The sequence below is a fragment of the Enterobacter sp. QK-SA4 genome (assembly GCF_056856775.1).
This window is the reverse complement of record NZ_JBXFXH010000007.1, coordinates 738,235-759,586: the sequence shown is the minus strand read 5'-3', so window position 1 is coordinate 759,586 and position 21,352 is coordinate 738,235. Positions and strand designations below refer to the sequence as shown.

At 53.3% G+C, this 21,352-nt stretch carries 17 protein-coding genes and 1 pseudogene; 6 read left to right on the top strand and 12 right to left on the bottom strand.

Annotated features, from left to right (window positions below):
- Positions 1–12 precede the first annotated feature (12 nt).
- From AC1VYI_RS05260 to AC1VYI_RS05230, 7 genes are all read right to left on the bottom strand, one after another.
- A complete protein-coding gene (locus AC1VYI_RS05260; protein WP_000179213.1) occupies positions 13–288 on the bottom strand; it encodes an IS1-like element transposase in 276 nt (91 codons plus the stop codon).
- 165 nt (positions 289–453) lie between these two features.
- On the bottom strand, positions 454–1,587 hold the full coding sequence (locus AC1VYI_RS05255; protein WP_017384068.1) for a glutathione-independent formaldehyde dehydrogenase: 1,134 nt from the start codon (positions 1,585–1,587) through the stop codon (positions 454–456).
- A gap of 334 nt (positions 1,588–1,921) precedes the next feature.
- A protein-coding gene (locus tag AC1VYI_RS05250; RefSeq protein ID WP_085949497.1) for an IS3 family transposase occupies positions 1,922–3,069 on the bottom strand; the annotation gives its coding sequence in 2 pieces (ribosomal slippage) (positions 1,922–2,832 and positions 2,832–3,069; 1,149 coding nt in all).
- A gap of 90 nt (positions 3,070–3,159) precedes the next feature.
- Positions 3,160–3,588 (bottom strand): hypothetical protein, encoded by a 429-nt coding sequence (locus AC1VYI_RS05245; protein WP_017384060.1) that lies wholly within the window; start codon positions 3,586–3,588, stop codon positions 3,160–3,162.
- Positions 3,589–3,591: 3 nt separating this feature from the next.
- Positions 3,592–5,709 (bottom strand): hypothetical protein, encoded by a 2,118-nt coding sequence (locus AC1VYI_RS05240; protein ID WP_017384059.1) that lies wholly within the window; start codon positions 5,707–5,709, stop codon positions 3,592–3,594.
- Entirely contained in the window at positions 5,697–7,463 is a 1,767-nt protein-coding gene (locus AC1VYI_RS05235; RefSeq protein ID WP_007897920.1) for a hypothetical protein, read from the bottom strand. Before AC1VYI_RS05235 ends, AC1VYI_RS05240 begins: the two co-directional genes overlap by 13 nt.
- Entirely contained in the window at positions 7,450–8,697 is a 1,248-nt protein-coding gene (locus AC1VYI_RS05230) for a tyrosine-type recombinase/integrase (protein ID WP_007897923.1), read from the bottom strand. The genes AC1VYI_RS05235 and AC1VYI_RS05230 overlap by 14 nt, the downstream gene beginning before the upstream one ends.
- A gap of 613 nt (positions 8,698–9,310) precedes the next feature.
- Between AC1VYI_RS05230 and AC1VYI_RS05225 the strand changes: the two genes are divergently transcribed.
- On the top strand, positions 9,311–9,946 hold the full coding sequence (locus AC1VYI_RS05225; RefSeq protein WP_012477419.1) for a hypothetical protein: 636 nt from the start codon (positions 9,311–9,313) through the stop codon (positions 9,944–9,946).
- 135 nt (positions 9,947–10,081) lie between these two features.
- Here the strand turns inward: AC1VYI_RS05225 and AC1VYI_RS05220 are convergent.
- Positions 10,082–11,257, bottom strand: a pseudogene (locus tag AC1VYI_RS05220) (YgiQ family radical SAM protein); the annotation flags it as partial.
- Between the two features lie 199 nt (positions 11,258–11,456).
- Here AC1VYI_RS05220 and AC1VYI_RS05215 point away from each other — a divergent pair.
- Positions 11,457–12,932 (top strand): TrkH family potassium uptake protein, encoded by a 1,476-nt coding sequence (locus tag AC1VYI_RS05215; RefSeq protein ID WP_023309185.1) that lies wholly within the window; start codon positions 11,457–11,459, stop codon positions 12,930–12,932.
- 30 nt (positions 12,933–12,962) lie between these two features.
- Here the strand turns inward: AC1VYI_RS05215 and ftsP are convergent, their stop codons facing one another.
- The 4 genes from ftsP to AC1VYI_RS05195 form a co-directional block, all read right to left on the bottom strand.
- Positions 12,963–14,375: a cell division protein FtsP gene (gene ftsP / locus AC1VYI_RS05210; protein WP_023309186.1), complete on the bottom strand. Its 1,413-nt coding sequence runs from the start codon at positions 14,373–14,375 to the stop codon at positions 12,963–12,965.
- A 58-nt stretch (positions 14,376–14,433) separates the two neighbouring features.
- The gene (gene plsC / locus AC1VYI_RS05205) at positions 14,434–15,171 is read right to left on the bottom strand and encodes a 1-acylglycerol-3-phosphate O-acyltransferase (RefSeq protein ID WP_023309187.1); all 738 of its coding nucleotides are present in this window, start codon (positions 15,169–15,171) and stop codon (positions 14,434–14,436) included.
- A 163-nt stretch (positions 15,172–15,334) separates the two neighbouring features.
- On the bottom strand, positions 15,335–17,593 hold the full coding sequence (gene parC / locus AC1VYI_RS05200) for a DNA topoisomerase IV subunit A (RefSeq protein ID WP_023309188.1): 2,259 nt from the start codon (positions 17,591–17,593) through the stop codon (positions 15,335–15,337).
- A 118-nt stretch (positions 17,594–17,711) separates the two neighbouring features.
- Positions 17,712–18,113, bottom strand: coding sequence for a YgiW/YdeI family stress tolerance OB fold protein (locus AC1VYI_RS05195; protein WP_023309189.1), 402 nt, complete (start codon positions 18,111–18,113; stop codon positions 17,712–17,714).
- Between the two features lie 139 nt (positions 18,114–18,252).
- Between AC1VYI_RS05195 and qseB the strand changes: the two genes are divergently transcribed.
- From qseB to AC1VYI_RS05175, 4 genes are all read left to right on the top strand, one after another.
- Positions 18,253–18,912: a quorum sensing response regulator transcription factor QseB gene (gene qseB, locus AC1VYI_RS05190; protein WP_045356056.1), complete on the top strand. Its 660-nt coding sequence runs from the start codon at positions 18,253–18,255 to the stop codon at positions 18,910–18,912.
- The gene (qseC, locus tag AC1VYI_RS05185; protein ID WP_226484293.1) at positions 18,909–20,258 is read left to right on the top strand and encodes a quorum sensing histidine kinase QseC; all 1,350 of its coding nucleotides are present in this window, start codon (positions 18,909–18,911) and stop codon (positions 20,256–20,258) included. Before qseB ends, qseC begins: the two co-directional genes overlap by 4 nt.
- Before the next feature lie 104 nt (positions 20,259–20,362).
- Complete coding sequence (locus tag AC1VYI_RS05180; protein ID WP_134867152.1) at positions 20,363–20,944, top strand: NAD(P)H-dependent oxidoreductase; 582 nt, start codon at positions 20,363–20,365, stop codon at positions 20,942–20,944.
- A gap of 31 nt (positions 20,945–20,975) precedes the next feature.
- A complete protein-coding gene (locus AC1VYI_RS05175) occupies positions 20,976–21,290 on the top strand; it encodes a putative quinol monooxygenase (RefSeq protein ID WP_023309193.1) in 315 nt (104 codons plus the stop codon).
- The last annotated feature ends 62 nt before the right edge of the window (positions 21,291–21,352 follow it).

Below are 21,352 nucleotides of genomic sequence, written 5' to 3'. Positions count from 1 at the left end.
GTATGCGCGAGGTTACCGACTGCGGCCTGAGTTTTTTAAGTGACGTAAAATCGTGTTGAGGCCAACGCCCATAATGCGGGCGGTTGCCCGGCATCCAACGCCATTCATGGCCATATCAATGATTTTCTGGTGCGTACCGGGTTGAGAAGCGGTGTAAGTGAACTGCAGTTGCCATGTTTTACGGCAGTGAGAGCAGAGATAGCGCTGATGTCCGGCGGTGCTTTTGCCGTTACGCACCACCCCGTCAGTAGCTGAACAGGAGGGACAGCTGATAGAAACAGAAGCCACTGGAGCACCTCAAAAACACCATCATACACTAAATCAGTAAGTTGGCAGCATCACCTGGCAGCTGAAAGTATGAATAATAACGCCCTGACAGGATATTTTATTGCACCCTGTCAAAAGTCATACATTCTTTCCCGGTTTTTGCTTTCTCATACCGGATAACTCTATTTAAGGCTTAAGGATAACCTTCGTCCATCCTTCATCCCGCTCATCGAAGTGCTTATATCCGGCAGGAGCCTCTTCAAGCGAAAGACGATGAGAAATTATTTTGCCCGGACTGGCTTTATCGTGATGGATGAGGCGAGACAGCTGACGGTTATAGGCCTTAACGTTCGCCTGGCCGGTACGGATTGCCTGTCCTTTAAACCAGAAACTCCCAAAATCAAATGGCATCTTACCCTCTCTGGCAAGCTCCGATTCAGCCCCCGGATCCTGAGGAATAAAGACGCCAACCACACCAATTCCCCCGGTTGCTTTCGTCGACGCAACAAGACTGTTCATGGTGACAGAGTTATCTTCATGGCCATGTTTGTTACAGCACTGATAGCCAACACATTCGCAGCCACAATCCGTACCGCGTCCATCCGTCAGGTCGAGAATTTTTTGTACAGCTTCATCGCCAGTAGCATTGATGCCCGTCGCCCCCATTTTTTCAGCCAGAGCCAACCGGTCTGTGTGCGTATCAACCACAAACACCTGTGAAGCACCTTTAATGATCGCCGAATGAGCTGCCATCAAACCGACCGGCCCCGCGCCATAAATGGCCACGCTTTCACCAGGCTTCAATCCGGCAAGTTCTGTTGCATGCCAGCCGGTAGGAAAAATGTCAGAGAGCATCACATAATCATCTTCTTTTTCTGCCGCATCAGGGGGAAGAACAAGGCAGTTAAAGTCGGCAAATGGCACCCGAAGCAGTTCCGCCTGCCCCCCCTCCCAGGGACCCATTTCAGCAAAACCATAAGCTGCGCCTGCCGAACCCGGATTGGTAGTGAGACAAAAGCCGGTCAGACCTTTTTCACAGTTTTCGCAAAAACCACATCCCACGTTAAACGGCAGACAAACATAGTCGCCCACCTTAATACGTTCAACGCCTGAGCCAATTTCGACCACTTCACCCAGGTTTTCGTGACCCAGAATCCGTCCCTGTTCAAAGCTGGTCCGGCCCTCATACATGTGCAAGTCCGACCCACAAATGTTGGTGGTGGTGATGCGGACGAGTACATCCGTGGGGCGGACAATTTTCGCATCCGGTACGTCTTTTACTTTTACATCATAAGGACCGTTGTAAATTACTGCTTTCATGATCTTCTCCTTCTTGCGTGCGGAAAGGAAATGCTGCCCGGCGGATTGGGGTATCAATCGAGTTTAGCTGCCATAACAGATCTCGCGATCGGCGAAAGGACGATTAGGATGTTTCTTAACTAAGTGCATTGAAGTCTGTAAGACAGGTACTTACCGATGAAGGCTGCCTGGAAAACGTAAAAACATCACACGTTAATCCGGTTTTTTTAAGCAGGCAGGGGATTACGGACAGCTTTGAGCGAGAAGCGGGTAAAGTAAATCTATCTCATTTCTGCATTGTGCCAGAAGTAGACATAGGTGAATTAGGTAACCCTAGTGAATCGCCACGGATAATCTAGACACTTCCGAGCCGTTGATAATACTGGTTTTCATATTCTGTCGGTGACATCTGTTCGCTAGAACCATGCCGACGCTTACTGTTATAAAACATTTCGATGTAATCAAAAATATCACTGCGGGCTTCTTCCCGCGTTCCGTAGATCTTTTTCTTTATCCGTTCACGTTTCAACAACTGGAAAAAACTTTCTGCAACCGCATTATCATGGCAGTTACCGCGACGGCTCATGCTACCCTCCAGGCCGTGTGATTTCAGGAACGACTGCCACTCATGGCTTGTGTACTGACTGCCCTGATCCGAATGAACCAGCACCTGTTTTTCGGGATTACGCCGCCATACAGCCATCAGCAGTGCGTTCAGGACAATGTCCTTTGTCATCCGGGATTGCATGGACCAGCCGATAATTTTGCGTGAGAACAGATCAACAACAACGGCAAGATACAGCCAGCCTTCGTGGGTCCTGATGTAGGTTATGTCCGTTACCCAACGCTCATCAGGAGCATCCGGATTGAACTGTCGCTGGAGCCTGTTGGGTGACACGATACTGGCCTCGCCTTTACGTGCCCGCGGGCTTCGGTATCCGACCTGAGCCTTTATTCCGACACGTTTCATCAGTCTCCAGACTCTGTTTACTCCGCACTGTTGCCCGCTGTCACGCAGATCCAGATGGATTTTGCGATAACCATAGACGCATCCCGATTCCAGCCAGAACTGTTTAATCTGTCCTGTCAGTCTCAGGTCTGCCTGATGGCGTTGTGAATGCGGCTGCTGAAGCCAGGCGTAAAAACCACTGGGATGAACATCCAGCACCCGACAGAGCAGGCGAACAGGCCAGCAACAGGAGTTGTCACGGATAAAGGCGTACCTCAGTCGGACAGCTTTGCGAAGTACGCCGCGGCTTTTTTTAATATGTCCCGTTCGTCGGTAACCCGTTTCAGCTCTTTCTGGAGACGGCGGATCTCGGCCTGAGCATCTGACTGTTCTTTATTAGTGGAAGAATCCGGACCGTACTTCTTTATCCAGGCATAAAGGCTGTGGGTGGTGATATCGAGACGTGTTGCAACGCTGGCAACAGAATAACCGCGATCAACAACCTGTTTGACTGCTTCAGTTTTAAACTCTTCAGGATAACGCTTACCGCTCATGGGCACCTCTCTTTAAGTCATCTTAAATGACTCTGAGGTGTCTGTTAAACGCGTGGCGATTCACCTCGCGTCCTTCCGTTCAGTATAGCCTCAGTCCCTGACACCACCCGAGAACGGAATGACGTCCCCTTTCTCCCTCCCGGTGTTGCGTTCAAGCTCCCTGACATACTGCTGTAAAAGTATAAGGTTATGTAACAGCTCTACATTTTCAGCCATCATCTTTTTGATTTCTTCCCTCAGCTCATTTCTCTGACGGCGATACTTTTCTTTCAGCTTGATCTGCTGCTCAATGCCCTGCTCATCAACCGGCGCGGTGCCCTGGCACGTTTTTTTCAGACTGCGGATAGCCTCCCTGACCTGCCTGTACTCAGGACAGTTATAATTCAGGGTGCCGTTTGCCAGCCCCGCTCGTTTTTCCACAGCATACTGGCTGATACGCTCCCCTGATAACATCAGTTCCCTCAGGGCCTGCTCTGCTCTTGCCTGTGTTTTTTTAACCCCCGACTGTTCGTTCGTCATGCTCTATTCATCCTTTTCAAAAAAGCGGACAGCATCTGCATAAAAATCTCTCTCAAGCATCAGAAAATCCCTGTCAGCCTGAGGAGCATTATTTCGCACGGCAATCTCCAGAAGGTTGTCATAATGAGCCATCCTGCGTTTCCACACGGGAACAGAATCAGCTCCGGCCAGCATGTTCTCACATCCCGGATTGCAGGACGCTGACTGAACAACCGCCTTAAACTCGCAGTCATGGCCATTCATGCAATAAAAACCGTTTCCAAGAGATACCAGTTTTTGCCCGCCTCGTTTAGCCATGCTCATCGCTTTTTTCAGTGTAGGAAACGTCATCTGATGTAAGTGCCCACCTCTCTGGGACATCAGTAACTTCCCGCCTTCGCCATAAAGCAGGCCTTCATGCTGATAAGAAACAGCCCTGGAAGCTGAGAGTTCGGTATCAACCCTTTCAATCTCGGCAGCGAATGCCTGAGGGATCGCCCGGCTAAAATGCGAAGCGTTGAGTGCACCGGACATATACCACTCCGTCATGCCTCTGATTAAGTGCTTAAACTGCCGGATAAGATCATTAGTAGAAATCAGATCAAGACGCCTGAGGTGTACAGCAAGTGAACGGCGAAACTGATGGGTTCGCAATGGCCAGAAAGCCCCCTCCCGAATCTCCATCGCAACGCGTTCATCATCACGTATGTTTGGATTTAAAAGCCTGAACTCATCAATATGGTCACGTCGGATGAACAGATGGTGTCTTTTCACAAATTTCTTTGCCCACTCAGTCTGGCGCTGCGTCCCCATAAAAGAGAGTTTTTGCTCCGAGAACCACGACCTGATATTTAAAGACAATGGAACATTGTCCAGCGTCTTCCCGTCCAGGCCTGTCATGATTTGATTAATTCTGCGTAAATGCTGAAAAGGCTTTTCCACATAGCGACAAACAACCCAGTCTTCGTGACTTCCACCTTCCGGGGCGAACTTATGCAACACCGAACGAAGTCCCAGGATATCACCATCATAAATCAGTGAACCGTGCATCACGCCAAGCACTTCGCTGTGTCTCATCCCCGACATGGCCTGTATCACATTCATGACTTTTAACGTCAGCTCAAAATGCCAGGTGTTCAGCTTTATGTGATCAACGCCAATAAAATCAGATCTCCAGCGCTTATTTTTATGTACCGAGAACCAGCCCTGCATCCCGGGGCCAAGTGTCGCGAAAAGCGCCCGAATTTCCCCGGCAACAATATTGTAGTAATACGCGGCCCGGTAATCCGGTATGCTTTTTGCTGTCCCTCTTTTACGGGCTTCCAGCATCGACGTATAGTAAGGCGAATCATAAAAACCGTTTATGATAGCGCACAGCCGGGAAAACCCGTCAAAATCGAAATCACTGATTTCAGCATCCAGTTCAGTAATCAGCCCTTCCCAGACAGACATCATAAGACTGAAAGGCATACAATATGTCTGGTTTGAATCATCCACACTGTTGTAACTGTCGAAGCTAATATCAGGAAAGTAACCGTATTTTCGAAGACGGGTATGACCTGTCAGCGAGATATCCGCCAGGTCCATAAAGTAATTACGTAATGTTCTTTCAGAACGCTTCCTGCCGTGCTCATCCTCCTCCTTCATCTTTACAATGAAAGCATTCCGGACAAGCGGAAAACGAAGCTGAAACAGACTGCGATACCCCATAGACTCAATAATACGGGCTCCCGCCACAATGTTTGCACATTTCCGGATCAGTGACTGCGTCTTCGCGGTCCTGCCGACAATCCAGAGCAGGCTGGCTGAGATGATTTTGGCTTCAAGACGCAGTTCAGGATCCCGTATGCCTGAAAAATTAACGGTTCTTAACGTTTCACCAATATGGGTTCTGACATAGCGATTGGTCCAGACATCATCCCTGAAATAAATATTCAGCGTCTCCTCATTGATAAAACGCATATCATGTTCATCTGAGCTGGCGATAACCAGGCAGTTATTCAGACGTTCAAAGCTTTTGTTTTCTAGTGCCTCACAGATGATATCCTCAGTCGGAAACTCATCCCCTGAACGAAGCGGCGTTCCGGCAGGAAACTCCGCCATTCGACTACGGCTTACCTCTTTTTTCTTCAAATCTGCCATACCGGAGCCACACCTTCTCGCTGAAGTTTAACGCGCGCTTTTTTCAGGGTCGCCTCATCTACCAGCCCAAGCCGTAAATCAATCTTCAGGAGTAACGTTTCATAACGCTCCACAGCATTGACCGAACCGATGTACAACGGTTTTCCATACTCGATAGCATGCCTGAATGACAGCAGGAGCCATACAGACTCCAGCGTTTCCACAACGCAACTTTTTGAACATTCGACACAATGAGAAAAATCCGCACAAGCCTTTGGTGTCCGGCCAAATCGTTTTTGCTTTTTTATAAAGCGCAATTCAATATCTGTAGGCGGCTCCTGCGATCGACATCCCAGGCCATTCAATAAAAGATCCACACCCTCATCGCTTCCACGCAGATCGATCCCCAGCTCATCAGCAACTTTTACCCGCTCGGATAACGCACGTGTCGCAATCCCCTGATTCATAAGCGTATCAAGTGCAGCACTGAAGTTTTCCTTCGCCCCCTGTGGGTTACCTGCAGCATAATTCCGCCTGTAAGTGCCCCAGTTATGCTGTGCTTTTTCCGCCGTAATCAGACCATTCTTTAATGTTCTGTCCGTATACTGCTCAGACGTTTTGCGCAAGCCAGAAACGGTAATTGATGGAAGCGAGGGATTAAGCTGCCGCATCGTGGCCCACGCCCCCTCAGAGTTAGAAAATTTAGTCAGATGACTGGGATTAAGAGAATAAAGCTTACGGAATTTCACCTGCGGCTCACTCAGAAACAGCGCCTGTACCGGAGGGAAGTTATCTGCGGAAACCAGATAGTTAACGATGTCGTCCCTGAGCCTGATAAAAGACAGAAACCAGTAATAGCCCGCACGTTTGGTCACATACTCCGATTTACCTATCGTCAGACGTATATACTTATTCGCTCTCCCCTTATAAACATAATCAGTGCTGATGCCCTTTTCATCCAGATGTATATCATCCCGCGTCAGACCCAGAACCTGAGAGGTGTTTCCCCATGTGTGGTAACAGAACAGAAAAAAAGAAGTAAGAAAGTAATTTTCCAGAACGTCCCTGATGATGATCTCTGCCCTGCTGACCCCGTTCTCTCCCGGATACCGGAAATACGCTTCATAAACAGGTGCCAGCAAAGACGGTGAGAAATGCCGCACCCCTTTTTCCGATTTAGCGATATGCTCCCGGATACATCCCGCAAGGAACTCATTCATGGATGACAACTGCCTCAGGATCTCGGAAAGTTCATTCCTGGTATAGCTATCCCTTCCCTGCTGCTGATACGTTCCTTTCGGTAAGAATTCATATTCATACCGCCTCTGAATCTGCCCGCCCGTAAGCAAAAACCGGTTGACCACGGACAAGTAGTGTCTTGCCATCCTGACTGAAATTTTTCGCCGACGAATATCGTTCATGAGATGTTTAATATACATTTCAACGCCTTCAGCCGTGCCATAGTCATACTGATTGACTGACTGCCATATAAAAAACATATTGAGATAACGGAAAATGGTTAACCTTCCGGCGGGACGGTAAGACAGAAGAAATCGTTTCAGAGAGGCAATAAAATCGCGTTTTTCAGGGCGGGCAAGATGCGAATGTTCACTAAACCATCCGGGGAGCAACACATAATCTGAAAAATGAGCCTGAAGATAAACGTCAAGTAAATAATATCGGTTCAGATCCCGCTGAGTGATGTGTCCGCTGACCGTCTCCCATGACAGCACATTTTCGGCCATCCACGTTATCTGCGTTTCACTCCGGCTCATATATGGCTCCATCGCGACCTGCAGCACCGTCAATCAATGCGTCCATGACCCCGGCGACTGCATCAGAAATCTGGTTTTGCTGAAGAAAGACGATGTATTTCATCGTCGTATTTTCGCTTTTATGGCCCATCCAGTATTTTACTGTACCCAGCGCATTTGCGGCCTGATCGGGATAGCAACTCAGTGCCGAGCGTAAAAAATGGGTCGCAAACGTTGCCCGCAAATCATGGGGTTTATGTCTGAACACATTTCCCGGAGCAGACCGGGCCAGGCGATGGCGAAAACTGTACCAGCGGGAGTAAAAGGCTTTTTCAGACATCCGTTTCCCGTTTGCCATTAAAAATAAAGGCTCGTGCCGCCCTTCCCCACCCTGTCGTGCACGCCATTTTTGGATCTTCTTTTCATACTCCTCATCCGCCAGATAATCCAGAACCTGCTCGTACAATCGTCTGGTGATGAAGAGTTCTCGCGTCATCCCAAACTTCGTATGAACTCCGCATCTCGGACCAATATGAAGCCCCCTGATGGTCAACTCAGATACAGGGACACTGGCAAGGTACTCTTCAGTAAAGAGTGACGACGGCAGGGTCAGCATTTCATCCAGCCGTAGCCCACAATTTTTCATCAGCACAATCATTAAACTGAACAACCCGGACTCAGATTTCAGTGCCTCATCCAGGATATGAACCTCTGCATCATTCAGTGGGTTGATTGTCCTTTTTGTTGTGCTGGTTATCCTGATGGCAAGATCCGAACTTATCACCTTGCGTCGCCCGTCAACGACTTTTTCGACCAACGTAAAAAATGAGCTGGCAGCCAGCTCACCACACTTGCCCAGAAATACGTAAAACCGTCGGATAACGCTGATGTACACCGCCGCGGTGGATGAGGCGATGCGCCCCTGCCTTACGGCCCCCAGAAGATACTCCCTGAAGCCATATGTAGGGCTTTGGTATTTCAACGTTCCCGGGGTGAAAGGGTCAAGTCCGTTATCCTCCAGCCACCTTATCCAGCGTAAAAATGCCCGGGCTAAAGGCTTTAAATCCCTGGCCTGCAGGATAGCTTTATCCATAAGATAAAAGTGTACATATCGGCTCAGTTTTCGATTCTGGATGCCGCTAATATAAGGTATTTCAGCATACAGAAATCCGGGTTCAAATTTCAGTTTCGGCTCTGTTGCATCCAGTTTGCTGACACGCCCATAACGCGCATGAATGTTAGTGATTATCCTCACAGTCTGTCGCCCTGAAACGCCACCTCATGCCTACACTATAAATCCGGAAGAAGAAAAAACAAACAACCAGGTTGCCGGGAGTGAATATGCAAATCAGGAGGAAAGTAAAAGATGTAACGACACCATCACGATGCAATACATTGACCTCAACACGTTACCCGGACCATACGTGATAAACATCACAAATCCTTTGAGTGAAGAACTTAAGATGTGATTTTCATTTCCCGGCACAAACCGTGCCCTTAAAAAACAGGCAACGGATACATCTTAATGCCAGAAGTAAACCTTAATTGATTGAATACAGCCTGAGTCCATTGCAAAAATAACACACAGGGTAAATTCGCATATACAGAACCCAACGAAAAGCAAAAGAAACCTGTAACACATTTCGTTTACCTGTCACTTTCAATTGTAAAAGCCAGCAGAAAAAGCGCATATAACTATATTTATCCCTGCGGGGACTTTTGTTTGTGCTATATATTTTTTACAGAGAACCGCAACGCGTCCAAACACAAGAATATATTTACCTCTGGAAAATGGTCTGACTCCCTTTCACGTGGTTGTAGTGACCTGTTCTGTGATTCATGTAATGTCTTTTCTGGATGAGGAAAATATGTCATCACTGATATTTTATACAGACGAAGCACAAGCACTGATTGTAACAGATACCCTTGCCGTCACCGATAATGGGGAGCCGTTATCTTTTGTTTCCAAAGCAGGTTACATCCCCCAGCTAAGAACCATCATAGCAGGAACGGGGGCAGGTGGATTTTCTAACACCTGGTTGCTTGAAGCATCAACCAGAATGGTCGTATCAGGTATACAAAATCTCAATTATCATACATCGGCCTGTCTAAGGAGGCTGTGGAAACAATACAAGCATGACCATGCAATTCCCTCTTCTTCAACGGTGACAACCAGTGTTTATCAGTTCGCAATTTGCGAGGAAACAGGAAATATCGTTTCGTTCGCCTATCGCTCAGTCCATGATTTCGAATCAGAGCAATTACAATACGGAACAGGAGTAAAACCTGAGTGCCAAATCTTGGATGGGGATTTGTTGCAGACAATTCCTGTAATGATGAATGAACAAAGGGCTATACAGGCGACATACCCACACCCGGAACGGATCCATATTGGCGGTGAGATGATTGCGCATTATCTGACATCATCTATGTATCAATGCTTTAAGATTGGGGAATTTGAGGATTTCAGAACTCAGGGAGAGTATATATTGAGCAGGATTTAGGCAAAACGCGGTTCAGATAAAGTGCTTTTAACAGGCTTGCTGAACATTAAAAGGATATCTCTCAATTACGATGAATAGCTTGAATTCTAAAAATAGAAAAGTAGAGTTTAACTCTAAATACATAAAAACAAGAGTAAACGAACAGCCGCCGAAGCAGCCGCGCATGATGTTGATCGAGAAGCGGATCATCTCATACGCCGGGATACGGGCGTTGCCGTACGCCGGGTGCGGAACGCGCTTGTACGGCAGCGCAAAGACGCTGTCCATCTCTTCGGTGGAGAGCGGGATCGCCGGCGGGTTGATCCAGATAAAGCGCTCGCCGTGCTTCTGCATCAGCGCGCGGGCGCAGCCAGGGTTGGTTTCATGGTGCAGAATACGGGACGCGTGCGCGTAGAGCACCTTGTCGGCTTTCACCTTCTCGTAGGACGGCAGCAGCACGTAGGTCTTTTCCCACGGTTTCGGGCGCGGCGGCTGCACAACGATAGCCTTCGCTTCCGCTTTTTTCGGCTCAACCGGCTTGTTATCGGCACACGGCAGATCTTCGCCGTACGGGTGCGGGATCGGGTCGATTTTGCCCGGCATATCAATGATGCGGGAATCCACCCCGCTCCAGCCCGGCAGCGCCTCTTTCACCATAATGGCGGTATTGCGCACGTCGCGGATGCTGCTAACCGGCTCACCCTGCGACAGACGGTGCGCCACTTCCACCAGCGGACGCTCGCCGTTACCGTAAATCAGCATATCGGCTTTGGAATCCACCAGCACCGAGCGGCGTACGGTATCTGACCAGTAGTCGTAGTGGGCGGTGCGGCGCAGGCTCGCCTCGATGCCGCCCAGGATCACCGGCACGTCTTTCCAGGCTTCTTTACAGCGCTGGGTATAGACCAGGGTTGCGCGGTCGGGGCGTTTGCCCGCCACGTTATCCGGCGTGTAGGCATCGTCATGGCGCAGCTTACGGTCGGCGGTGTAGCGGTTGATCATCGAATCCATGTTGCCTGCGGTCACGCCGAAGAACAGGTTGGGTTTACCCAGACGCATAAAGTCGTCTTTGCTGTTCCAGTCAGGCTGGGAGATGATCCCCACGCGGAAGCCCTGCGCCTCAAGCATACGGCCACAGATGGCCATACCGAAGCTCGGATGGTCAACGTAGGCATCGCCCGTGACCAGAATGATGTCGCAGCTGTCCCAGCCCAGTTGGTCCATCTCTTCCCGGGACATCGGCAGGAATGGCGCCGGTCCAAAGCAGGCCGCCCAGTACTGGGGCCAGGAGAAGAGGTCACGATCCGGCTGGATCAGGGAAATTGCGCTCATAATGCTTCCGAAGAAAAAATAGACAAAAGGAGCGGGATTATACGCTGTTCATCCGCCAGATTTGAAGAAAAGGATGCATGAAGCAGGCAGATATTCGGGGAAGTCGTTAAAATACGGCGCCCTGATAATTTTGAATCATAATATTCACTATATTTTCCGGTGATTTGCCCCGGAACGTGTTATTGCGCGGAGCTCTGTCGTGAAGCCCAACGATTCGTTACATGTATCCCAGCTGCGGGTTGTCCTTCACCTCTGCGGTTTTCTGGTTCTGCTGTACAGCCTTTCCATGCTGCCGCCGATGGTTATCGCCCTGCTGAATAAAGAGCGGACCTACTTTGCCTTTCTGACCACCTTTTTAACCTTTTTTACTCTCGGAGGGTTAACCTGGCGGGCAACCCGTCACGCCGGCATACAGCTGCGCACCCGCGACGGGTTTGTGATTATCGTGCTGTTCTGGCTGCTGTTTTCATTCATTAGCGCCATGCCGCTCTGGATGGATGACGGGCTACGGCTCTCCTTTGCCGACGCGCTCTTTGAAGGGGTTTCCGGGATCACCACCACCGGGGCAACGGTGATCGGGGACGTCAGCGCCCTGCCTAAGTCGTACCTTTATTACCGCGCACAGCTGAATTTCATTGGCGGGTTAGGCGTCATCGTGCTGGCCGTCGCGGTCCTGCCGCTGCTGGGCATTGGTGGCATGAAGCTCTATCAGTCAGAGATGCCGGGGCCGTTCAAGGAGGAGCGTCTGACTCCCCGCCTTGCCGATACCGCGCGCACGCTGTGGGTGACCTACTTCGCGCTGGGCGTGGCCTGCACCCTGGCCTACTGGCTGGCGGGAATGTCATTTTTTGACGCCCTCTGTCACGGGCTGTCGACCGTGTCGCTGGGCGGGTTCTCCACCCGCAGCGAGAGCATTGGGTTTTATGACAGCCACGCGATTGAGCTGGTCGCCGGGGCGTTTTCACTGCTCTCCGCGTTCAACTTCACCCTCTGGTACGTCGCCATTGTCAGACGCACCCTGAAACCGATTCGCCGCAGCCCGGAGGTTAAATTCTTTCTGAGCGCCGCCGCGGTGATTATTGTCATCACCGCCTGGCAGGTCTGGCATGCCGGGATGTACAACGCCACGGATAGCCTGGTGCACGCCTTCTTCCTTGCCAGTTCGATGATGACCGATAACGGCCTTTCGACCGCCGACTATGCCCAATGGCCCGCACACACCATTTTCCTGCTGTTGAGCGCCAGCTTTTTTGGCGGCTGCGTAGGCTCGACCTGCGGCGGGATCAAAGCCCTGCGTTTTCTCATTATGTTCAAGCAGAGTATTCAGGAGATGAACCAGCTGGCGCATCCGAGAGCGTTGCTGAGCATTAAGGTGGGCAAAAGCGTAGTGAATGAACGCGTCCTGCGCTCGGTATGGAGCTTCTTTTTTCTCTACGTCATGATCACGGGCTTTTTTGTCTGGTCGCTCAATCTGATGGGCTACGACCTGTTCACCGCATTCGCAACGGTCGCCGCCTGCATCAACAACATGGGGCTGGGGTTTGGGGAGACGGCGTCGACGTTTGGCACGTTAACAGAGGGGGCAAAACTGCTGATGTGCGCGGCGATGATCCTGGGGCGTCTGGAAATTTACCCGGTGCTGATTCTGTTCTCGCGCTTTTTCTGGCGGGCATAAACCATTCCCGGCGAACCGGGAATGTCAGGATTATGGCGCAGGGTTGATCAGCATCTGCCCCACGGAGCCCCTGTCCATCATCTCCAGCGTCTGGCTGTGGAACAGGAACGGGAAGTGCGGCCACGAAGGCTGACCATAGTAGACAAGCAGTTCAACCTGGCCGTCCACCCAGACAGTATCTTTCCAGCCGCGGTCTTCCGGGAACGGCATCGCACCGTTGACGTTGCGGATCAGGAATGCCACCCCTTCAATATGGAACGACTGCGGCATATCTGAACGGACCGTCCAGCGCTCCCAGGTGCCCTGCTGCGCGGTAATGTCGATGCGGTTGACGTCCCACAGCGCGCCGTTGATGCCCGGGTCATCGCCCAGGCTGATATCACGGCTGCGCACCGGCGAGCCGCTCATGATCTCCTGCGGCAGCAGGCGCATTGGCAGGCTATCGGTCACCAGCGGCAGCAGACCGGTCGGGCGCAGGGTCAGCACCAGGGTCGAGACAAGAATGCTCGACGGTTCAAAGAACCCGCGAATGCGGTCCACAATGCTGGCCGCTTCACCGCAGGTGACAGACACTTCATCCCCGTTGGTCATATCAATGAGAACTTCACGACGTTCTCCCGGCGAGAGCGCCAGCTGTTTGACGGACACCGGGGCCGGTAAAAAGCCCTGGTCGCCGGAGATCACGTGCAGCGGACGGCCATCGCTCATTTGCAGCTGATAGCGGCGCGAGTTGGACGCGTTGAGCAGGCGCAGGCGCACCCAGCCGCGCGAGACCTCGACATACGGGCTTTGCGCGCCGTTGACCAACAGCGTATCGCCGACGAAGCCACCGCTGCCCGGCTCGCTGTATTCCGGCGTACCGAAATTATCCAGACGCTTGTCCTGGATGATAATCGGGAAGTCATCCACGCCGTAGTGGTTCGGGATCGGCAGGGATTTGCTGACCTCATCTTCCACCAGCCACATTCCTGCCAGGCCGTTATAAACCTGCTGCGCCGTACGGTTAGGCGTGTTGGCGTGATACCACAGGGTGGCTGCGCTCTGGCGAATCGGCAGAACCGGCGCCCAGTCGGCGCTGGGTGACATCATTCGCGCCGCGCCGCCAATCAACGGGCCGGGCACCTGTAGGCCGCTGATGGTCATGGCGACATTTTCAGGGGTGCGGTTACTGTAGATGAGCTTTACGTCATCGCCATTCCACACGCGTATGGTCGGCCCAAGGTAACGTCCGTTAATGCCCCAGACCGGCGCGCGCGTCCCCTGGGTGAAGGACCAGTGGCTGCGCTGCAGCGTCAGGAAAAGCGGCTGACCGCGACGAGATTCAATTAATGGCGGAATAGGCAGCGGCTGTTGCTGCCCGGCGGCGCTGGCTGTCAGCGGCATCGCACCCGCACAAAGGGCGATCCCGGAAGCCTGAATAAACTGACGCCGACTGAGTGACATATAAGCTCCATCTGAAACGACTAACAACGCGGGAATTCGTTTTCCCTTCAACGCCGGATTAAATCTTACCGGCGGCTTCTCTCTCTGCGACTTCTTTGTCGAGCTGCGCAATATGCTGAGCCATCAGCTCACGGCAGTGCGCTGCCAGCTCGCGCACCTGGTCTTTACCGTATTTGCTGGTATCGACGGGTGGCAGCATTTCGACAATCACCAGCCCGTTATTCAGGCGGTTAAGATTAATCTTATTCGAAGTATTGGAAACGCACACGGGAATAATTGGAACACCTGCCGCAATTGCGGCATGAAACGCCCCGGTTTTAAACGGCAGCAGGCCGCGGCCGCGGCTGCGCGTTCCTTCCGGGAACATCCAGATTGAGATTTTGCGCTTTTTAAAATGATTCACCACTTCCGCAATGGTGCTGTGCGCTTTCGCGCGGTTGTTACGGTCGATCAGCAGGTTCCCGGTCAGCCAGTACAGCTGGCCAAAAAACGGGATCCACAGCAGGCTTTTTTTTCCCACCGTCACGGTCGGTGGAAGCACGATATTTGCGGCGGTCACCATATCGTAATTGTTCTGATGGTTGGCGATATAGATGGCGTTACCGAAATTCTCCGCCCCTTCAGGCAGACGTTTTTCAACCTTCAGACCAAACAGCGGCGCAAGACGACCGAACATATGGCCAAAGGTGGCAACATGCTTCGGATTACGCGGGCTGAAAAGGCAATAAATAGAGCCGAAAATACAGACCAGAATGCAGTAGATAACGGTAAGAATAAGACGAACAATATATAGCATAGCGACCTCTGAAGCCCCAACAGCTGACAATTATACTTCACCTGTGGCCAGGTAAGGACTTTATTACGAGCGCGTATTGTTAATCGCAACGCACGAATTAACAACGATTTTACGGGAAATTTTATTGAAACTCCCCCTCCGGGCAGAGGGGGATATCACGACATTACTCTTCGCTGTCACCCGCGGTGCTGCGTGCAGGAGAGTCAATCTCCACGCGGTCGATGCGCTGCAGGCCGCGCATCAGCGAGCCGCGGCGACCGCGCTCACCCACCACTTTCTGCAGCTCTTCCGGACGCAGCTTGATCTTACGCTTGCCGACGTGAATGGTCAGCGTGCTCTGCGGCGGCAGGAGGAAGAGATGCGCCAGGCCATCTTCGCCTTTCGCGGCTTCCGCCGACGGGATGTTGATGATCTTGTTGCCCTTGCCTTTAGACAGCTCCGGCAGATCGCTGACCGGGAACATCAGCATACGTCCGGCGGTGGTGATCGCCAGCAGCATGTCGCTTTCGTTCTCGATCACCAGCGGCGCCATCACGTGGGCGTTGTCCGGCAGGCTAATCAGCGCCTTACCGGCACGGTTACGGGAGACCAGATCGTTGAAGGTACAGATAAAGCCGTAGCCCGCATCGGACGCCATGAGCAGCTTCTGGTCATCGGCTTCCATCAGCATATGGTCAACCGTCGCACCCGGCGGCAGCGTCAGCTTGCCGGTGAGCGGCTCGCCCTGCCCGCGCGCGGAAGGCAGCGTAATCGGGTCGATGGCGTAGCTGCGGCCGGTGGAGTCGATAAACGCCACCGGCTGGTTGCTCTTGCCTTTCACCGCCGCTTTGAAGCTGTCGCCCGCTTTGTAGCTCAGCCCCGGCGCGTCGATATCGTGGCCTTTGGCGCTGCGCACCCAGCCGCTCTGCGACAGAACAATGGTGACCGGCTCGGACGGCTGCATGTCATGCTCGTTCATCGCCTTCGCTTCTTCGCGCTCGTGCAGCGGAGAACGACGGTCGTCGCCGAAGGCGTCTGCATCGGCCTGCAGCTCTTTCTTCAGCAGGGTGTTCATCTTGCGCTCGGACGCGAGGATCGCCTGCAGCTGATCGCGCTCTTTTTCCAGCTCGTTCTGCTCGCCGCGGATCTTCATCTCTTCCAGTTTGGCGAGATGGCGCAGCTTCAGTTCGAGGATCGCTTCGGCCTGGGTTTCGCTGATGCCAAAGCGCGACATCAGCGCCGGCTTCGGCTCGTCCTCGGTACGGATGATCTCAATCACTTCATCGATATTGAGGAACGCCACCAGCAAACCTTCGAGGATATGCAGGCGCTTAAGCACTTTCTCCAGACGATGGTTCAGACGACGACGGACGGTATCGCGGCGGAAGGTCAGCCATTCGGTGAGGATCTCCAGCAGGTTTTTCACCGCCGGGCGTCCGTCGAGGCCAATCATGTTCAGGTTGATGCGGTAGCTTTTTTCCAGATCGGTGGTGGCGAACAGGTGGTTCATCACCTGCTCCATGTCCACGCGGTTGGAGCGCGGCACGATCACCAGACGGGTCGGGTTCTCATGATCCGATTCGTCGCGCAGGTCGTCCACCATCGGCAGCTTTTTATTGCGCATCTGGGAGGCGATCTGCTCCAGCACTTTAGCACCGGAAACCTGATGCGGCAGCGCGGTGATCACCACGGCGCCGTCCTCTTTATTCCACACCGCGCGCATGCGCACGGAGCCGCGACCGTTCTGGTAGATTTTGCGGATTTCCGCGCGTGAGGTGATGATCTCAGCTTCGGTCGGGAAATCTGGCCCCTGCACGATATCCAGCAGCTCGTCGAGCGTCGCTTTCGGCTGCTCGATGAGGGTAATAGCGGCTTTCGCCACTTCACGCAGGTTGTGCGGCGGAATGTCCGTCGCCATACCGACCGCGATACCGGTGGTTCCGTTCAGCAGGATGTTCGGCAGACGCGCGGGCAGCATCTTCGGCTCCTGCATCGTACCGTCGAAGTTTGGCACCCAGTCAACGGTTCCCTGACCCAGCTCGCCCAGCAGCACTTCGGCATATTTAGAGAGACGGGATTCGGTATAACGCATCGCAGCGAAGGATTTCGGATCGTCCGGCGCACCCCAGTTCCCCTGCCCGTCCACCAGCGGGTAGCGGTAAGAGAACGGCTGCGCCATCAGCACCATCGCTTCATAACAGGCGCTGTCGCCGTGCGGATGGTATTTACCCAGTACGTCACCGACGGTACGGGCGGATTTCTTGAACTTGGCGGTGGCGTTCAGCCCCAGTTCGGACATCGCATAGACGATGCGGCGCTGAACGGGCTTCAGGCCATCCCCGATAAACGGCAACGCCCTGTCCATGATGACGTACATGGAGTAGTTCAGGTAGGCGTTTTCCGTGAATTCATGTAGCGCGAGGCGCTCTGCCATATCGCTCATTACGTGTGATTCCTCAACTCAGAAACCGAAGGGTTTCAGGCAATATTGCCGCAGATACTACCTCATCTGATGAATTGAGTCACAAAGAAAAAGGGCCGCACAGGCGGCCCTTTTCGGGTTATTTGTTCAGCTTAATAACCTGCTTCACGTCGATTTCAAACTCGTTCCAGTCTTTATCGACTTTACCCTGCAGTTCAACTTTATCCTGCGGAGTGACGGTCACGCCGTTCCAGCGCTTGTGGTCAATCTCAACTACGACCGTGCCGGACTCATCGCGGAAGGTGTAGCGGTCATCGGACAGGCGCTCGGTAATGTTCCCGCGCAACTTCACCCAGGCATCGTCCTTCAGGTCTTTCACTTTTGCCGCGGTGGTGAGGTTAGCGTTGTTATCGACAAAACCGCCCTGCTGAGTTTGCGTCTGGGTCTGTGTGGCCGATGGGCCAGTAAAACCGCCCTGAGCAGCAAAGACCGGCGCGGTGGTCATCATCATGATGGCAGCAATTGCAGCGAATTTTTTCATTTTCATCTCTCCCTTTAATGTCGTTTCGCAATCCATTTAACAGGGTAATCCTTAACAACTTCTTAAGGGAAAAATTTATTTATTATTGCTGTACAGCAGGCGCTTACAGAGGGTTTACTGACGGCATCAAGGAGGGAACATGCGTATTTTACTGGTAGAAGACGACAGGTTAATCGGCGACGGTATCAAGGCGGGGCTAAGCAAAATGGGCTTTAGCGTGGACTGGTTTACCGACGGTAAAACAGGCCAGGCCGCGCTCTCCTCTGCACCCTATGATGCCGTGGTGCTGGATCTGACGCTGCCGGAAATTGACGGTCTGGACATTCTGCGCGCGTGGCGCGAAAGCGGGCGCAGCGAGCCGGTATTAATTCTGACGGCGCGGGATGCGCTTAACCAGCGCGTCGAGGGACTGCGTCTTGGGGCGGATGATTATCTCTGTAAGCCGTTCGCGCTGATCGAAGTGGGTGCCCGCCTCGAAGCGCTGGTCCGCCGCAGCCACGGCCAGGCGCGTAGCGAACTGCGTCACGGGAAGGTCACGCTCGATCCGACCCGTCTCATCGCCACGCTGGACGGTGAGCCGCTGACGCTCAAGCCGAAAGAGTTCGCGCTGCTGGAGCTGTTAATGCGTAACGCCGGTCGGGTGCTGCCGCGAAAGCTGATCGAGGAAAAACTCTATACCTGGGACGACGACGTCTCCAGCAACGCCATCGAGGTTCACGTCCATCATTTGCGCCGCAAGCTTGGGAGCGAGTTTATCCGCACCGTGCACGGCATCGGCTACACCCTGGGTAACGCATGAAACTGACGCAACGCCTGAGCCTGAAGCTGCGCCTGACGCTTCTCTTCCTGCTGCTCTCTCTGACGGCCTGGTTTGCCGCCAGCCTGGTCGCCTGGCAGCAGACGACCCACAAGCTCGACAAGCTGTTCGATACCCAGCAGATGCTGTTTGCTAAACGGCTGCTGACGATGGATCTGGACGAGATCCGCGCCCCCGAACGCATGCGCGAGATCCCGAAAAAAGTGAAGCACGGTCGTCTGGACGACGACGCGCTGGCTTTCGCCATTTACGCCGTCGACGGCAAAATGCTCCTCAACGACGGTGAAAACGGACGCGATATTCCGTACCACTATCGCCGCGACGGGTTCGATAACGGGCAGCTGCAGGGCGACAACGACGAGTGGCGTTTTTTATGGCTAACCTCACCTGACGGAAAATACCGCGTGGTGGTCGGCCAGGAGTGGGAGTACCGCCAGGAGATGGCGCTGGACGTGGTCAGCTCGCAGCTGACCCCCTGGCTGGTGGCGCTGCCCGTGATGTTGCTGCTGCTGATCGTCCTCCTGAGTCGGGAGCTGAAGCCGCTGAAAAAGCTGGCGCAGACCCTGCGCTCCCGCTCGCCGGATGCCACCGATAAACTGACGACGGAGGGCCTTCCTACGGAAGTGCGCCCCCTGCTCGACGCGCTGAATCATCTCTTCGCGCGCACCCAGGAGATGATGACCCGCGAGCGCCGCTTTACGTCCGATGCCGCCCACGAGCTACGCAGCCCGCTGGCGGCCCTGAAGGTGCAAACTGACGTGGCGCAGCTGTATCAGGACGATCCCGAGGCGCAGTCCAAAGCCCTTTCGCAGCTACATGCGGGTATCGACCGCGCCTCCCGGCTGGTGGATCAACTCCTCACGCTGTCGCGCCTGGACTCGCTGGATAACCTTGACGATGTCGAACCGATTCCCCTGGCCGACTTGCTGCAGTCAGCCGTGCTGGATATCTGGCATCCGGCGCAGCAGGCGGGCATTGATCTTCGCCTGAACATCCATGCACCAGAGGTTACACGCACGGGCCAGCAGCTCCTCATGAGCCTGCTGGTGCGCAACCTGCTGGATAACGCGATTCGCTACAGTCCGCGCGGCAGCGTGGTGGACGTGACGCTGGACGCGCGTGGCTTTACCGTGCGCGACAACGGCCCAGGCATTTCACCTGACGCGCTGGCGCGCGTCGGCGAGCGCTTTTATCGTCCGCCGGGTCAGGATGCCACGGGCAGCGGGCTGGGGTTATCCATTGTAAAACGCATCGCCACCCTGCACGGGATGCGCGTTTCGCTGAGCAATGCGCCTGAAGGCGGTTTTGAAGTGAAGGTCAGCTGGTAGGGATTATTGCGTTTAACGCAAAAGACTTTGCACATTTTGCTCATTTTACCGCACCGTCCTCGCGCGTAGAATACTGGCCATACTCTCATCATCGAGGACAAATAATGAGCAACATCCTGATTATCAACGGTGCAAAAGAATTTGCGCATTCTAAAGGCCAGCTGAATGACACCCTGACCGAGGTCGCGGACGGTTTCCTGCGCGACGCCGGGCATGATGTTAAGATCGTGCGCGCGGACAGCAACTACGACGTGAAGGCCGAAGTGCAGAACTTCCTGTGGGCTGACGTGGTGATCTGGCAGATGCCAGGCTGGTGGATGGGCGCGCCGTGGACCGTAAAAAAATACATGGACGACGTGTTCACCGAAGGTCACGGTTCACTGTATGCCAGCGATGGCCGCACCCGCTCTGACGCCTCCAAAAAATACGGCTCGGGCGGCCTGATTCAGGGCAAAAAATATATGCTCTCGCTGACCTGGAACGCCCCGCTGGAAGCCTTCACCGATAAAGATCAGTTCTTCGAAGGCGTGGGCGTCGACGGCGCGTACCTGCCGTTCCACAAGGCTAACCAGTTCCTGGGCATGGATCCGCTGCCGACCTTTATCGTCAACGACGTGATTAAAATGCCTGACGTCCCGAGCTATATCGCAGAATATCGCAAGCATCTCGCGAAAATTTTTGCTTAACTGGTAGCCTGGAATTAAAGGAGTAGTAAACATGCTTACCGTAATCGCAGAAATCCGTACTCGTCCAGGTCAACATCACCGTCAGGCGGTGCTGGATCAGTTCGTGAAAATTATCCCGACCGTACTGAAAGAAGAAGGCTGCCACGGCTACGCGCCGATGGTGGATGCCGCCACTGACGCCAGCTTCCAGGCGACCGCGCCAGACTCAATCATCATGGTTGAGCAGTGGGAAACCGTCGCGCACCTTGAAGCGCACCTGCAGACCCCTCACATGAAAGCGTGGAGCGATGCGGTGAAGGGTGACGTGCTGGAGACCCACATCCGCATTCTGGAGCAAGGGGTTTAAGTTTCCCCTCACCCCGCCCTCTCCCACAGGGAGAGGACGAACAGAACCAGGCCCGGTGAGCG

Excerpts from the sequence above, each read along its gene's own strand:
- AC1VYI_RS05255 (WP_017384068.1), bottom strand. The coding sequence starts at position 1,587 with ATGAAAGCAGTAATTTACAACGGTCCTTATGATGTAAAAGTAAAAGAC.
- AC1VYI_RS05245 (WP_017384060.1), bottom strand. The coding sequence starts at position 3,588 with ATGACGAACGAACAGTCGGGGGTTAAAAAAACACAGGCAAGAGCAGAG.
- AC1VYI_RS05240 (WP_017384059.1), bottom strand. The coding sequence starts at position 5,709 with ATGGCAGATTTGAAGAAAAAAGAGGTAAGCCGTAGTCGAATGGCGGAG.
- AC1VYI_RS05235 (WP_007897920.1), bottom strand. The coding sequence starts at position 7,463 with ATGAGCCGGAGTGAAACGCAGATAACGTGGATGGCCGAAAATGTGCTG.
- AC1VYI_RS05225 (WP_012477419.1), top strand. The coding sequence starts at position 9,311 with ATGTCATCACTGATATTTTATACAGACGAAGCACAAGCACTGATTGTA.
- ftsP (WP_023309186.1), bottom strand. The coding sequence starts at position 14,375 with ATGTCACTCAGTCGGCGTCAGTTTATTCAGGCTTCCGGGATCGCCCTT.
- plsC (WP_023309187.1), bottom strand. The coding sequence starts at position 15,171 with ATGCTATATATTGTTCGTCTTATTCTTACCGTTATCTACTGCATTCTG.
- parC (WP_023309188.1), bottom strand. The coding sequence starts at position 17,593 with ATGAGCGATATGGCAGAGCGCCTCGCGCTACATGAATTCACGGAAAAC.
- AC1VYI_RS05195 (WP_023309189.1), bottom strand. The coding sequence starts at position 18,113 with ATGAAAAAATTCGCTGCAATTGCTGCCATCATGATGATGACCACCGCG.
- qseB (WP_045356056.1), top strand. The coding sequence starts at position 18,253 with ATGCGTATTTTACTGGTAGAAGACGACAGGTTAATCGGCGACGGTATC.
- qseC (WP_226484293.1), top strand. The coding sequence starts at position 18,909 with ATGAAACTGACGCAACGCCTGAGCCTGAAGCTGCGCCTGACGCTTCTC.
- AC1VYI_RS05180 (WP_134867152.1), top strand. The coding sequence starts at position 20,363 with ATGAGCAACATCCTGATTATCAACGGTGCAAAAGAATTTGCGCATTCT.
- AC1VYI_RS05175 (WP_023309193.1), top strand. The coding sequence starts at position 20,976 with ATGCTTACCGTAATCGCAGAAATCCGTACTCGTCCAGGTCAACATCAC.